15 protein-coding genes are annotated in these 14,145 nt (G+C 61.3%); 5 read left to right on the forward strand and 10 right to left on the reverse strand.

The window, feature by feature from the left end:
• Positions 1-80: 80 nt before the first annotated feature.
• Both M2400_RS01410 and ilvA read right to left on the reverse strand, forming a co-directional pair.
• On the reverse strand, positions 81-494 hold the full coding sequence (locus M2400_RS01410) for a DUF2269 domain-containing protein (RefSeq protein WP_259195542.1): 414 nt from the start codon (positions 492-494) through the stop codon (positions 81-83).
• Between the two features lie 40 nt (positions 495-534).
• Positions 535-2,049, reverse strand: coding sequence for a threonine ammonia-lyase, biosynthetic (gene ilvA, locus M2400_RS01415; protein ID WP_003213834.1), 1,515 nt, complete (start codon positions 2,047-2,049; stop codon positions 535-537).
• Positions 2,050-2,185: 136 nt separating this feature from the next.
• Here ilvA and rpiA point away from each other — a divergent pair, with 136 nt between their 5' ends.
• The gene (gene rpiA, locus M2400_RS01420; protein WP_259195541.1) at positions 2,186-2,857 is read left to right on the forward strand and encodes a ribose-5-phosphate isomerase RpiA; all 672 of its coding nucleotides are present in this window, start codon (positions 2,186-2,188) and stop codon (positions 2,855-2,857) included.
• A gap of 119 nt (positions 2,858-2,976) precedes the next feature.
• Here the strand turns inward: rpiA and M2400_RS01425 are convergent, their stop codons facing one another.
• The 4 genes from M2400_RS01425 to M2400_RS01440 form a co-directional block, all read right to left on the reverse strand.
• The gene (locus M2400_RS01425; protein ID WP_177043833.1) at positions 2,977-3,882 is read right to left on the reverse strand and encodes an SdiA-regulated domain-containing protein; all 906 of its coding nucleotides are present in this window, start codon (positions 3,880-3,882) and stop codon (positions 2,977-2,979) included.
• A 119-nt stretch (positions 3,883-4,001) separates the two neighbouring features.
• Entirely contained in the window at positions 4,002-4,931 is a 930-nt protein-coding gene (locus M2400_RS01430; RefSeq protein WP_259195540.1) for an SdiA-regulated domain-containing protein, read from the reverse strand.
• A 237-nt stretch (positions 4,932-5,168) separates the two neighbouring features.
• Entirely contained in the window at positions 5,169-5,834 is a 666-nt protein-coding gene (locus M2400_RS01435; protein WP_177043831.1) for a fumarylacetoacetate hydrolase family protein, read from the reverse strand.
• A 22-nt stretch (positions 5,835-5,856) separates the two neighbouring features.
• A complete protein-coding gene (locus M2400_RS01440; RefSeq protein ID WP_259195538.1) occupies positions 5,857-7,251 on the reverse strand; it encodes an FAD-binding oxidoreductase in 1,395 nt (464 codons plus the stop codon).
• 204 nt (positions 7,252-7,455) lie between these two features.
• On the opposite strand from M2400_RS01440, the gene serA reads away from it, so the two are divergent.
• The gene (serA, locus tag M2400_RS01445) at positions 7,456-8,685 is read left to right on the forward strand and encodes a phosphoglycerate dehydrogenase (protein ID WP_003213846.1); all 1,230 of its coding nucleotides are present in this window, start codon (positions 7,456-7,458) and stop codon (positions 8,683-8,685) included.
• A gap of 140 nt (positions 8,686-8,825) precedes the next feature.
• Here serA and M2400_RS01450 read toward each other — a convergent pair whose 3' ends face one another.
• Positions 8,826-9,266: a DUF4399 domain-containing protein gene (locus M2400_RS01450; RefSeq protein WP_017139512.1), complete on the reverse strand. Its 441-nt coding sequence runs from the start codon at positions 9,264-9,266 to the stop codon at positions 8,826-8,828.
• Between the two features lie 126 nt (positions 9,267-9,392).
• Here M2400_RS01450 and M2400_RS01455 point away from each other — a divergent pair, with 126 nt between their 5' ends.
• Positions 9,393-10,172, forward strand: a complete 780-nt coding sequence (locus tag M2400_RS01455) for a transporter substrate-binding domain-containing protein (RefSeq protein WP_177079218.1) — start codon at positions 9,393-9,395, stop codon at positions 10,170-10,172.
• Positions 10,173-10,281: 109 nt separating this feature from the next.
• Here M2400_RS01455 and M2400_RS01460 read toward each other — a convergent pair whose 3' ends face one another.
• Together M2400_RS01460 and M2400_RS01465 are read right to left on the reverse strand one after the other, a co-directional pair.
• Positions 10,282-10,776, reverse strand: coding sequence for a DUF523 domain-containing protein (locus M2400_RS01460; protein WP_177128991.1), 495 nt, complete (start codon positions 10,774-10,776; stop codon positions 10,282-10,284).
• 2 nt (positions 10,777-10,778) lie between these two features.
• Entirely contained in the window at positions 10,779-11,411 is a 633-nt protein-coding gene (locus M2400_RS01465) for a 2OG-Fe(II) oxygenase (RefSeq protein WP_177128989.1), read from the reverse strand.
• Positions 11,412-11,542: 131 nt separating this feature from the next.
• Here M2400_RS01465 and M2400_RS01470 point away from each other — a divergent pair, with 131 nt between their 5' ends.
• Positions 11,543-12,295, forward strand: coding sequence for a DUF2059 domain-containing protein (locus tag M2400_RS01470; RefSeq protein ID WP_177043829.1), 753 nt, complete (start codon positions 11,543-11,545; stop codon positions 12,293-12,295).
• Between the two features lie 103 nt (positions 12,296-12,398).
• On the opposite strand, the gene M2400_RS01475 is transcribed toward M2400_RS01470, so the two are convergent.
• On the reverse strand, positions 12,399-13,340 hold the full coding sequence (locus M2400_RS01475) for an alpha/beta hydrolase (protein ID WP_177079217.1): 942 nt from the start codon (positions 13,338-13,340) through the stop codon (positions 12,399-12,401).
• Positions 13,341-13,452: 112 nt separating this feature from the next.
• Here M2400_RS01475 and M2400_RS01480 point away from each other — a divergent pair, with 112 nt between their 5' ends.
• Complete coding sequence (locus M2400_RS01480) at positions 13,453-14,037, forward strand: DUF6436 domain-containing protein (RefSeq protein ID WP_177043827.1); 585 nt, start codon at positions 13,453-13,455, stop codon at positions 14,035-14,037.
• The last annotated feature ends 108 nt before the right edge of the window (positions 14,038-14,145 follow it).

The following is a 14,145-nucleotide window of genomic DNA, read 5'->3' on the forward strand; positions in this document are numbered from 1 at the left end:
ATTCACACATTTTGATTTGTGAACAGGGTCCAATGTGGGAGCCGGGCTTGCCCGCGATGAAGGCAACTCGGTCCCAAGCCTTAAACCGGCTTGGCGCCCATCAACCCGGCAATCGCCACAAACCCCACCAGGCTCACCACCGCCAGCGCCACGGTGAAGTTCACACTCCCCGCCCCGCCCAACCGCAGTCGATTAAGCCGCGCCACCAGCCAGAACCAGCTCAGTGCCGCCACGGTGTAGATCACACTCGAGCCCAGAATCCAGGTTTGCCCCAGCGGCCAGCCCATCAAGTGCGCCAGCCACCAGCCGGTGAACGGCATGCTCACCACGCAAATGCCCATCAACAACCACACAAACACCCACGGCCGCTGCACGGTATCGGCCGGCCCCGCGCTGCGCTTGCGCCAGGCCAGCACCGCCAGGGCGAGGCCGCTGAGCAGCAGCAACACCGTGGCCGCGATGTGGATAACTTTAAGGGTGGTCAGCGTTTCCATGTTCTCTATTCCTTGAAGGCCGCCCAGTCAGCGTAGTCGCTCAACCGAGGAACAGCTGGTAGGCCGGGTTATCACTTTCATCCCAGTAGGGGTAGCCAATGGCTTCCAGCGCCGCCGGCACCAGGTGGCGCTCGTCCGCCGGCACTTGCAGGCCAGCCACCACGCGCCCGTCGGCGGCGCCGTGGTTGCGATAATGGAACATCGAGATGTTCCAGCGCCCGCCCAATTTGTTAAGAAAGTTGAACAGTGCACCCGGACGCTCCGGAAATTCGAAGCGAAACACCACTTCATCGCTGACGTGCGCCGCATGGCCGCCGACCATATGACGGATGTGCAGCTTGGCCAGCTCGTTTTCCGTCAGGTCCAGCACCGGGAAACCCTGGCTGGTGAGGCTGGCGATCAGCGCGCTGCGCGGGTCGTTTTCCGGATGGGTCTGCACGCCGACAAAAATGTGCGCCTCACGGCCGGAATGGTAGCGGTAGTTGAATTCGGTGATCTGGCGCTTGCCCACGGCTTCGCAGAAGGCCTTGAAGCTGCCCGGTTTCTCGGGGATGGTCACGGCGATGATGGCTTCGCGGCCTTCACCCAGCTCGGCGCGCTCGGCCACGTGGCGTAGGCGGTCGAAGTTGACGTTGGCCCCGGAATCGATGGCCACCAGGGTTTGCCCGGTGATGCCACGGGTCTCGACGTACTTCTTGATACCCGCCACGCCCAGGGCGCCGGCCGGCTCGGTGATCGAACGGGTGTCGTCGTAGATGTCCTTGATCGCCGCGCAGATTTCATCGGTGCTGACGGTGATCACTTCGTCCACGTAATCCTTGCAGATGTCGAAGGTGTGCTGGCCGATCTGCGCCACCGCCACGCCGTCGGCGAAGATGCCTACGGTCGGCAATACCACGCGTTCGCCCGCGGCCATGGCGGCTTGCAGGCAGTTGGAGTCGTCAGGCTCGACGCCGATGATCTTGATTTCGGGCCGCAGGTACTTCACGTACGCCGCGATACCGGCGATCAGGCCGCCGCCGCCCACCGGGACGAAAATCGCGTCCAGCGGCCCCGGGTGCTGACGCAGGATCTCCATCGCCACGGTGCCCTGCCCGGCAATGGTGTGCGGATCATCGTAGGGGTGAATGTAGACGTAGCCTTTTTCGTCGACCAGCTTCAGCGAATACGCCAACGCCTCCGGGAAAGAATCCCCGTGCAGCACCACTTTGCCGCCACGGGAGCGCACGCCTTCGACCTTGATCTCGGGGGTGGTCTTGGGCATCACGATGGTGGCCTTGACCCCCAGCACCTTGGCCGCCAGGGCCAGGCCCTGGGCATGGTTGCCCGCCGAGGCGGTGACCACACCACGCGCACGTTCTTCGGCGCTCAGCTGGGTCAGCTTGTTGTAGGCACCGCGAATCTTGAACGAGAACACCGGCTGCAAGTCTTCGCGCTTGAGCCAGACCTTGTTGCCCAGGCGCTCGGAGAGCTGGCGGGCGGTCTGCAGCGGGGTTTCTACGGCAACGTCGTAAACGCGCGAGGTGAGGATCTTTTTGACGTACTGTTCAAGCATCGGAAAGCATCACTGGGCGGGTTGGGCAGGGCCAAGGAGTCTAACCCAGCGTTTGGCCGGGCGACCACACGAAAACCGAGGTTTTGTTGGGTTATACTCGCGCCCCTCTTTACTCCCCGCCCGTTCCGGAGCCCGCATGACCCAGGATCAACTCAAACAGGCAGTGGCCCAGGCCGCCGTCGATTTAATCCTTCCTAAACTCGACGATAAAAGCATCGTCGGTGTCGGCACCGGTTCCACCGCCAATTGCTTTATCGATGCGTTGGCCCTGCACAAGGGCGCGTTCGACGGCGCGGTCGCCAGTTCCGAAGCCACCGCTGCGCGCCTCAAGGGCCATGGTATTCCGGTGTATGAGCTGAACACCGTCAGCGACCTGGAGTTCTACGTCGACGGCGCCGATGAAAGCGACGCCCACCTGAACCTGATCAAGGGCGGCGGCGCAGCCCTGACCCGCGAGAAGATCGTCGCGGCCGTGGCCAAGACCTTCATCTGCATCGCCGACGCCAGCAAACTGGTGCCGGTACTCGGCGCGTTCCCGCTGCCGGTGGAAGTGATCCCGATGGCCCGCAGCCACGTGGCCCGCGAGCTGGTGAAACTGGGCGGCGACCCGGTGTACCGCGAAGGCGTGCTGACCGACAACGGCAACATCATCATCGACGTGTTCAACATGCAGATCACCAACCCGGTGGAGCTGGAGCGCTCGATCAATGCCATCGTCGGCGTGGTCACCAACGGCCTGTTCGCCGCCCGTCCGGCTGACGTACTGCTGCTGGGCACCCCGGAAGGCGTGAAAACCCTCAAGGCATAAAAGTGTGGGAGCTGGCTTGCCTACGATGGCATCGCCTCGGCACTACTGAAAAACCGCGTCGTCTGCATCGCAGGCAAGCCAGCTCCCACATTCGATCCTCGCCATGGCCGGGATCGGGTTTATTTTTTGAAGACGTAAAACAGATTGGGCTCACTGACCATGTACAACGTGCCGTCGTTGTCCATGGCGATCCCTTCGGCCTGAGGCACGCGTTGCTTCAGGCCATGGCGCCCCTTGAGCAGTGACAGACTGCTCAAGGGGCGACCGTCGATATCCAGTTCCAGCACCAGGAATGACTCATCCGACAGCGCCAGCAGATGGCCGCTGCGCTCATCGTATTGCAGGCTCGACAAGTCGCGCACAAACAACCCGGCATCGCGCTTGGGGTTGTTGATCACGTGCACCGAGTAGGTTTTTTCCGGTTTGAAATGGGGAAAACCGTGGACCTCGTAGATCAGCATCGGGTCGCGTTCCTTGGCCACAAACAGGCGCTTGCCCACCGAGTCATAGGCCAGGCCTTCAAAACCATTGTTGCCACCCAGATGCACGCCGAGGGTCATTTGCTCGGCATCCGCGGCGTCCAGGAACCGGGTGTCGTCATCCACATGGACCTTGATCAGCCGCTGCTGGCGCTCATCACTGATCACATAGGTGTTGTCGCTGATGTACTCCACCGCCTCGGCATCGCCAAACCCCACCAGCGCAATGCGCCGCAGGATTTTGCCGTCCAGGGACAGCTCCACCAGCTCGGCATTCTTGTTGGTGACGGTAAACAGGCTGTTGCGCGCCGGATCAAAGGTCAGGGCCGAGACATCATCGTCGAGGCCGTCGATCACCTGCGCCTCCAGGGTCACCCGGTAATCCCCCAGGCCAATGGAATGCTCGCCGGCAGGATGACGCCAGGTCTGCCAATTGAACCAGGCACGTTCGAACAGGCGCAATTGCTGGGCGACCACGCCGACAGCCACCAGGGCGATCAGGATCAGGATGAAAAAAGCAGGTTTGGGGCGTGCAAGTCGGCGCATCGGAGGCGGGGCTCAAAGTAAAAACTGGCGAATGAATATCACGGTCGCCTGAATTTAAACTTAAACGCCCCGGGTGTGTGGCGGATGCCGCAGATAGAGAAAAATCTGACGTAATCGAACTACTGCGCCTGCTTCTCGAAGCGATAGAACAGGTTGGGTTCACTGACCAAGTACAGCGTGCCGTTCTCGTCCATCGTCACGCCTTCGGCACGGGGAATGGTGTTCTTCAAGCCATTGAAGCCGCCAAGCAGGGTCATGAAGCTGACTTGCTCACCTTTCTCGTCCAGTTCCAGCAGCAGGTGGGAATCGGCCGACAGCGCCAGCAGATGGCCGGTGCGCGGGTCGACGGCGAGTGCCGAGAGGTTGCGCATGTCCAATTCGGTACTGGCGAGCTTGTGTTTGTCACCGGTGAGGGTCTGGCTGCCGTCGCTTTTCCAGGTGAACAGGGCTGGTGGCCGCTCTTCGCCGAGGATCAGCTGCTGGTTGCGCTTGTCCCAGGTGACCGCTTCAAAGGCTTTGTTCTGGTCTTTCGACGGGCCGAGGTCGTAGGACGGGAAGTCGGCTTTGTTCAACTGCTGGGTCTGCGGGTCGACCTTGATGAGGGTCAGGCTGTGCTGACGCTCGTCGACCACGGCCATCAGGCCGTTTTCCATCATGGTCACGCCTTCGGGGTTGTTCCAACCGTTCAGCGGCATCTTGCGCAGCACGTCGCCTTGCAGGGTCAATTCAACCAGGAACGGGTTCTTGCCCATCACCGAGAACAGGGTCTTGGTCTGCGGGTTATAGGTCAGGTCCGAGGCTTCGTCCTTCTCCATGCCGGGCAGCAGCTTGGCGTCGATCACCGCGTGGTAGTCCGGGAGCCAGACGCTTTGCAGGCGCTCGCTCGGGGTTTCGAAGCGTTCTGCGACCCACAGCAAGCCACGGTCGTCCCAGTGCATCGCCCAGGCAACGCCATAGATGATGGCACCGGCCAGGAACAACCAGGAATACCAGCGCATGGCGAGGCGGGAACGCAACGTGGGTTTTACGGAAGGGAGGGGCACGGCCATTACGCTTTCCAGAAAGTCAGCTTTAGGGGATAGCACAGGATCACAAGGTCCGCGCGCAGGAGGCTGAGGATTATCCGGATGGGGTGTGAAAAAAATGCAAAAACCGATATTTCCAGGCAAACACAAAACAATGTGGGAGCCGGGCTTGCCCGCGATGGCGGCGGGTCAGTCAACATTCAAGGCGACTGACACACCGTCATCGCGGGCAAGCCCGGCTCCCACATTTTTGACCGTGTCTTAGCGAACGCTGCTTTCGAAGCGGCTCACACCCGGCAATTCCAGCACCAGCTCATCACCCACATTCAGCGGGCCCACGCCCACCGGCGTGCCCGTAAGGATCACATCCCCGGCCTGCAGCGAGAAGCAGCCGGCCATGTACTGGATCATCGGGATGATCGGGTTGAGCATGATCGCGCTGTTGCCGTCCTGGCGCACTTCGCCGTTGATGGTCAGGCGGATGCCGATGTCGGTCACGTCCGGGAAGGTGCTGCCGACGACGAACGGGGCAATCACCGCCGCGCCATCAAACGACTTGGCGATTTCCCACGGCAGGCCCTTGGCTTTCAGCTCGGCCTGCTTGTCGCGCAGGGTCAGGTCCAGGGCCGGAGCGAAGCCGGAGATGGCGTCCAGCACTTCCTCGCGGCTCGGCTTGGCCGACAACGGCTTGCCGATCAACACCGCGATTTCCGCTTCGTAATGCACCGAACCGCGCTCGGTAGGAATGGCGAAACCGCCTTCCAGTGCCACCACGCAGCTGCCGGGCTTGATAAACAGCAGCGGCTCGGTCGGTACCGGGTTATCCAGTTCCTTGGCGTGTTCGGCGTAGTTACGCCCGATGCACACCACTTTCCCCAGGGGAAAGTGAATATTGGTGCCGTCGACATACTTGTGCTGGTAGCTCATGGACCGACTCCTTCAGGGACTGTTAAACAGCGAAAATCTTGCCCGGGTTCATGATCCCGTTAGGGTCGAACACCGCTTTCACTGCCTTCATGTATTCAATTTCAACCGGCGAACGGCTGTAGGTCAGGTAATCGCGCTTGGTCATGCCCACGCCGTGTTCGGCGGAGATCGAGCCGTTGTACTTCTGCACGGTCTCGAACACCCACTTGTTGACGGTGGCACACTTGGCGAAGAACTCGTCCTTGCTCAGGTTTTCCGGCTTGAGGATGTTCAAGTGCAGGTTGCCGTCACCGATATGACCGAACCAGACGATTTCGAAGTCCGGGTAGTGTTCGCCGACGATCGCGTCGATTTCCTTGAGGAAGGCCGGCACTTTCGACACAGTCACCGAAATGTCGTTCTTGTACGGCGTCCAGTGGGAAATGGTCTCGGAGATGTATTCGCGCAGCTTCCACAGGTTGTGCAGCTGGGTTTCGCTCTGGCTCATCACGCCGTCCAGCACCCAGCCCTGCTCCACGCAGTGTTCGAAGGTTTCCAGGGCCTGGTTGGCCACTTCCTCAGTGGTCGCTTCAAATTCCAGCAGCGCGTAGAACGGGCAGTCGGACTCGAACGGCGCCGGTACGTCGCCGCGACCGAGGACTTTGGCCAGGGCCTTGTCGGAGAAGAACTCGAAGGCCGTCAGGTCCAGCTTGCTTTGGAACGCGTGCAGCACCGGCATGATCGAGTCGAAATCGGTGGTGCCGAGCACCATGGCGGTGAGGTTTTTCGGCGCACGGTCCAGGCGCATGGTGGCTTCCACCACAAAGCCCAGGGTGCCTTCGGCGCCGATGAACAGTTGGCGCATGTCGTAGCCGGTGGCGTTCTTGATCAGGTCTTTGTTCAGTTCCAGCAGGTCGCCCTTGCCGGTGACGACCTTCATGCCGGCCACCCAGTTACGGGTCATGCCGTAGCGAATCACCTTGATCCCGCCGGCATTGGTGCCGATATTGCCGCCAATCTGGCTGGAACCGGACGAGGCGAAGTCCACCGGGTAGTACAGGCCTTTTTCTTCAGCGACGTTCTGCAAATGCTTGGTGACCACGCCCGGCTGGCACACGGCGGTGCGGTCGGTGAGGTTCACGTCGAGGATCTGGTTCATATAGTCGAACGACACAACCACTTCGCCATTCGCCGCCACCGCAGCGGCCGACAAGCCGGTACGACCACCGGACGGCACCAGCGCCACCTTGTGTTCATTGGCCCAACGGACGATGGCCTGCACCTGTTCGGTGGTCTTCGGGAAGACGATGGCCACCGGGGCCGGCGCGAAATGCTTGGTCCAGTCCTTGCCGTAAGCCTCAAGGGAGTCAGCATCGGTCAGGACCTTGCCAGGCTCAACCAGGGTCTTCAGCTCATCAATCAGGGCAGGATGGGTCATCGACAGAACTCTCGAACAATTCATGGTCATCCTGAGAACGCTTCACGTCGCAGGAATGGGTGTTTAGCGGGGCACGTATGCTAGCATACCGCCCCCGCAGGATAGTGCCCAAGGGCGTTCTGCGGTGACGGCTTTCCTGCCGTCCGGGTCAGCTTAAGCGATCCGATTCCCTGCCATTTTTCTCCGGGATACAGGTTTACGCAGATGAGCAAGACTTCTCTCGATAAGAGCAAGATCAAGTTCCTTCTTCTGGAAGGCGTCCACCCATCGGCCGTCGAAGTCCTGAAGGCCGCCGGGTACACCAGCATTGAGTACATCACCAGTTCTCTGCCGGAAGCCCAGCTCAAGGAAAAGATCGCCGACGCGCACTTTATCGGCATTCGCTCCCGCACTCAGCTCACCGAAGAGATCTTCGATCACGCCAAGAAGCTGGTGGCTGTGGGCTGTTTCTGCATCGGCACCAACCAGGTCGACCTCAACGCGGCGCGCGAGCGCGGCATCGCGGTGTTCAACGCACCGTACTCCAACACCCGCTCCGTAGCCGAGCTGGTATTGGCCGAGGCGATCCTGCTGTTGCGCGGCATTCCTGAGAAGAACGCTTCCTGCCACCGTGGCGGCTGGATCAAGAGCGCAGCCAACTCCTTCGAAATCCGCGGCAAGAAGCTGGGTATCGTCGGTTACGGCTCGATCGGCACTCAACTGTCGGTATTGGCCGAAGGCCTGGGGATGCAGGTGTTCTTCTACGACACCCTGACCAAGCTGCCATTGGGCAACGCCACCCAGGTGTCGAGCCTGACCGAGCTGCTGGGCATGTCCGACATCGTGACCCTGCACGTACCGGAAACCGCTGAAACCCAGTGGATGATCGGCGAGAAGGAAATCCGCGCCATCAAGAAGGGCGGGATCCTGATCAACGCTGCACGCGGCACCGTGGTCGAGCTGGACGCCCTGGCCGACGCGATCAAGGACAAGCACCTGATCGGCGCCGCCATCGACGTGTTCCCGGTAGAGCCGCGCTCTAACGACGACATCTTCGAAAGCCCGCTGCGTGGCCTGGACAACGTGATCCTGACCCCGCACATCGGCGGTTCCACCGCTGAGGCCCAAGCCAACATCGGCCTGGAAGTGTCGGAGAAACTGGTCAAGTACAGCGACAACGGTACGTCGGTGTCCTCGGTCAACTTCCCGGAAGTGGCCCTGCCGGCTCACCCTGGCAAGCACCGTCTGCTGCACATCCACCAGAACATCCCTGGCGTGATGATGGAGATCAACAAGGTCTTCGCGGAAAACGGCATCAACATTTCCGGTCAGTTCCTGCAGACCAACGAGAAAGTCGGCTACGTGGTTATCGACGTAGACGCCGAGTACTCGGACCTGGCGCAAGAGAAGCTGCAACACATCAACGGCACTATCCGTAGCCGCGTGTTGTTCTAATCCTGTGGGAGCGGGCTTGCCCGCGAAAAACGTTAACGAAAACGCGTGCATCCTGGATGCACGCAGCGCCCTCAGGTTTTTCGCGAGCAAGCTCGCTCCTACAAATAAAAAACGGGAGCCCCGCAAGGGGCTCCCGTTTTTTATTTCACGTTAACCGTGATGACTTTTGACGCTACAGTCGGGTTGAACTGCATGTGCAGTTTGTCGCCGGCGACCAGTTGCAGGGTGTGCTTGCCCGGGGTGAGGGTCAGCTCGGTTTCGGTCTGGGCCTTGCCGTAGTGGATCACGGTGTCGGTGGCCGGGATCGGCACGCTGGCGTCGGGCAATTCTTTCTGGTCGATCAGCAGGTGGTGGTGGCCGGTGCCCGGGTCCTGGCTGGTGGCCGGTGCCAGTTTCAGACCTTCCATGCCGAATTTCACGGTGAAGGTCTTGTCGACAGTGGCGCCATCTTTCGGCGACACGATGAACACTTTGGCACCTTCAGGTGGCGCGCTACGCGGGATGCCATCGGCGGCGGTTGCCAGCATCGAAGCGCCCAGCAGCAGGCTGGCCAGGGTTGCACGAGACAAAAGAGCTTTCATTCACTTCTCCAGTTTAATCTGTAGGGTTATGACAACTTCGCGACAAATTGCTGTCCAAGGCACTCAACACCATAGCAAAGCGAGCCTGAACAACGCCTCGCTCATTCGAATTTTTTAGGAGAGACCATGCGCTTCCTGCCTGGCCTGTTACTTTTACTGCCCCTTGTGAGCCCCTTGGCCCATGCCGAACTGATCGACGATGTGTTTGACCGCGGGGAACTGCGCATCGCCCTGGAAGCCAACACTCCACCCTTCAATTTCAAGGAAGGCGACAAACTCACCGGTTTTGAAGTGGAACTGGGCGAGTTGCTGGCCAAGGAAATGGACGTACGCCCCTCCTTTATCACCGTCGATGCCGCCGAGTTACTGGCTGGCGTGGAAAGCGCCAAGTACGACGTGGCGATCAACCATATCGCTATGACTCCTGAACTGGCGGATCGTTTCGACTTCAGCGAGCCCTACAGCTACTCCAGCGCGCAACTCATCGTGCGCAAGCAGGAACAACGCCCGCTGGGCAGCTTTGCGGCGCTCAAGGGCAAGGCGTTGGGCGTGGCCCAGGGCAGCCAGTTTGTGGAACAGGCGCGCACCGCCGAGGGCGTTGATCTGCGCAGTTATGCCGATGCCAAACAGCCGATCAAGGACGTTGCCGACCAGCAGATTGATGCCGCCATCAGTGACCGCTTGCTGATTCCCTACGCGATTCGCGACAGCGAGTTACCGGTGAAGGGAGGCGCAGATGTGGGCCCGACGTTGAGCCTGGCGATTCCGTTCCAGAAGGGTAACCCGGCGTTCAAGGCCAGCCTGGACAAGGCCCTGCAACGGGTGAAGGCCGATGGCCGGCTGACGGCGCTGTCGGAGAAGTGGTTCGGGATGGATGCGAGCAAGCCGGTGGCCAGGGCCGAATAAACGACTCGGTCAGTGTAGGAGCTGGCTTGCCTGCGATAGCGGTGGGTCAGCACCAAAAATGTAGGCTGATACACCGCTATCGCAGGCAAGCCAGCTCCTACATTTTGATCTATGTCGGGCTTGAGAGTCTTGCCAGGGCCGCTGCCGCCTCGGGCAACTCCAGCTCACTGAACACCAGCACCCCATGGCGCTTGAGCAGCGCCGCCGTCACGCCCTCACCCGTCACCTTCACGCCGGTGAAAGTGCCGTCATAGGTCAGCAGGTTGCCGCAAGACGGGCTGTTGGCCTTGAGCACCGCAACCCGGATGTCGTGGCGTTGCACCAACCCCAACGCTTGCCGGGCGCCATCGAGGAAGGCTTCGCTGAAGTCTTCGCCCTGGGCCGTCAGCACCTGGGCGCGGCCTTCCCACACATCAATGCCCTGCCCACCGGGGATTTCGGCAGACGGGCGCGGCGTCGGCAAGCCACCCGCCACTTCCGGGCACACGGCAACCACCCGACCTTCGGCCTGCCACGCGGCCAATTGGTCGAAAGGCCCGCTGGCCCCTCCGTCGTAGCGTACCCGGTGCCCCAGCAGGCAGCGGCTGACCAGAATCTTTTGCATCATCAGAACGGCTCGTTACCCCGCCGGCGAAACCAACCGGTAAGGGACAGGCGTTCGCGAGTGGCGGGCATGACTTCATGGGGGATTTCCCCCGACAGGAACACCACCAGGCAACCGCCGGTGGGCACCACATCGTATTCGACGTCGCCCTTGAGGTACATGCGCAACTGGCCACCGTGCTCCGGCAGCCAGGCGTTGTTCAAGTAGATCACCGCCGACACCATGCGCCGGTCGTCATCGCGAAAGCGGTCCACATGCCTGAGGTAAAACGCCCCCGGCGGGTACATCGCGAAGTGGCTTTCGAAATCTTCCAGCCCCAGGAACAGGCCGCGGTTCATCGCTACCCGCAGGCTGTCCATCAGCTCCAGGTAGTTGTCGCAGGCGACCACTTCGCCCGGCTCCAGCCATTGGATATGGTCACCCCGAATGCCCTCGCGAATCTCCTGGGACGGCCCGCGTCCGACGGCTGCCGGCGCCAATTCACCTTCGGCGGCGCGTTTTTGGCACTCAGCCGCCAGTTCGAGGGTCAGAGCCTCGGGCAGGAAGATATTCTGCTGCGACCAGCCTTGTGCGGCCAGGTCATCGACAATGCGTAGCAGCAGCGGGTGATCGGAGGGTATGGGCATGGCGCGCATAGTATCCATACGCCTGTGAATCCGACAGAGCCGCCGAGCGTCTGAATACACTTTAGTCAGGTGACCGATAGGATTTCTCGACAAATCCTACGCCCGACACGGACAATAGTGGCCGACTGACAGGAGTCCATATGCGTCGTTTGTTTTTTTCCTTGCTGATGTTCTGCGTTTTGCCCGCTTGGGCAGACGGCCATGACCAGTTGTACAAGGTCGCCGGCTGGGCAGACCAACGCGCGCATTTTAATGACGCCCTCAGTGCCGCCCAGCAACGCTACCGCAACAGCTTGCCGCCGGCCGTGTATCAGGCGCTGGTGGACAACAGCAATAAACGCTTTGCGCCCCAGTCGGTAGACCAGCGGGCCGAGGCGCAGCTGCGCAAGAATTTGACGGACCCGAAGCCGGCCCTGGCCTTTTTCCAGTCGCCCCTTGGCCGCAAGATTGTCGCCGCCGAGTTGCTGGCGACCCGCCGCGATCAATTGGCGAAGAATGCCCAGGGCTTGCCGCACATGGAAGCCGACGCTACCCGCAGCCTGATCATCGGCCACCTGGCCCAGGCGCTGCCGGCGCGGGAAGCCGGAGCTGAGGTCAGCCTGGCGATCGCCGGAGTGGCCGCCGACAGTTTGAGCCAGATGATCCCCGGCCTGTTGGGCGGCGGTCAGGCCCAAGGCATGTTGAACGGCCAGCGCGAGCGCTTGATGCAGCAGATTGGCAATGATTTGAACAACACGCTGCTGTACGTCTACCGGGATTTGTCCGACCCGGAGCTGGAAGAATTTGCCACCTTTGCTGAGTCGCCGGATGGCAAGGCGTACTACAAGGCGGCATTGGCGGCGATTCGGGCCGGGCTGGCGGTAGGGCAAAGTACTTCAAGCCTGGCACCGTAAACGATGTGGGAGCTGGCTTGCCTGCGATAGCGGTGGGTCAGTAATGAACGTGTGGCCTGATACACCGCTATCGCAGGCAAGCCAGCTCCCACAGGGAACAGCGTTATTTCAGGTGGTCGGTGAGAAACCTGAAGTATTGCTGCCGAATCTCTGGAATCTCATTCGCCAAGTGATGCCTGCCGCGCGGCAGCATCAACACTTCCGGCTGGTCGAACTTGCTGCGCAGCACCTTCAGGTTGTGCTGCCAGTCCACCGTCATGTCCTCTTCACCCTGCACGATCAACGGCCGCCGCGTACTGCGTGGCGCCGCTTCAATGCGCTTGATCCAACGCGCCAGGGCGCCCACCCAGGCAGTCGGCAGTTGCCGGGGTTGCAGCGGGTCGGCTTCCAGGAACGGCTTGAACTGCGGGTCGTTGGTGTTATCGCTGAAACGCCGGGCGATACCTTTGACGAACGGCCGAAGCAGGTAATAACTGAGCTGCGACCAGCCCCAGGCACGAGGCCGCACCAGCGGCGAGAGCAGGAACGTCTTGCCCTGGGCCGGGCTGTCAGTGCCATGGTCAAGCAGGTGATCCACCACGATCGCCCCGCCAGTACTCTGCCCGAACAGGTGCCAGGGCTGCGGCAACTGCAACGACCTGGCCTGCTCGAACAGCGCCTGCACCACGTCCTGATACACCGCAAAATCATCGATGCTGGCCCGCTCGCCGCTGGACAGGCCATGGCCCGGCAAGTCGCACGCGATCACCACAAAACCCTGGTCCAGCGCCCAATCCACCGCGTGGCGGTACAGGCCCATATGGTCGTAGAAGCCATGGAACAGGAACATCGTCGCCACCGGAACGGGCGGCCACCACACCTGGCAGACCACCTCGAACCCGTCCACCGCAAAGCGGCCCAGGCGGCTTGTTGCAGGCGCCTTGCGGGTCGCCAGGTCCAGGCCGTAGAAGCGCTGGTAGACCCGGGCCTCGGCAGAAAGCGGCTGCGCGTCCACCAGGGGGCGCAAGCTTTCGCGTAGATGATCAGGGTCAAACGTAACGGGCATAAAAACTTCCAGACTGTGGCTTCAACGCATTGAACAGATGAATATCGAGTCGCGATATTCATCTGTCAGGGCAAGCATGGCAAGCTACGCGTCCTCCGAGGATTGATCCAAAATGCGACAGCCCTACCGCACCACCCTCTTCGCCAGCCTGATCGTGATTATTTGCGCCGGCGTGTTATGGGCGGCGTATGACTGGTTCCAGGGTCGCTACCTGCGGGCGTTCAGTGAGCATACGGCGGTGTTTTCCGGTGACAGCCTGAGCCTGCCCGCCGAGCTTGCCGGCCCCGGCCCGATCCGCCTGGTGCACTTCTGGGACCCGGCCTGCCCGTGCAACGTCGGCAACCAGCAGCACCTCGGCGAGCTGATCGAGCAGTACGCGCCCCGGGGCGTGGAGTTCTATTCCCTGCAGAAAGCCGGCAGCCACGGCCAGCTGCCCGCCACCCTCGGCGCGATGAAGGCCCTCAAGGCCGTGCCCGGCGCCCAGCACCTGCCCGCCAGCCCCGCCGTGGGCATCTGGGACCGCAGCGGCAAGCTCGCGTATTTCGGGCCCTACAGCGAAGGGCTGACGTGTAATTCGAGCAACAGTTTTATCGAACCCATCCTGCAAGCCCTCGAAGGCGGGCGCGAGGTCAATGCCACCCACACCCTGGCGGTGGGCTGCTATTGCGAGTGGAGCGGCGAAACGTCGCCACCCTGACCGGGCGCAAGCTGAACAGACGCTGTTCGTTCGGCAAACTCGGACAACTGTATCGGCATGCTGCTGTATCGTAAGCAGCTAGCCGTACCAGCTGACGACACGGGAACA

This window comes from Pseudomonas sp. BIGb0558 (assembly GCF_024807515.1).
Lineage (GTDB): Bacteria > Pseudomonadota > Gammaproteobacteria > Pseudomonadales > Pseudomonadaceae > Aquipseudomonas > Aquipseudomonas yamanorum_A.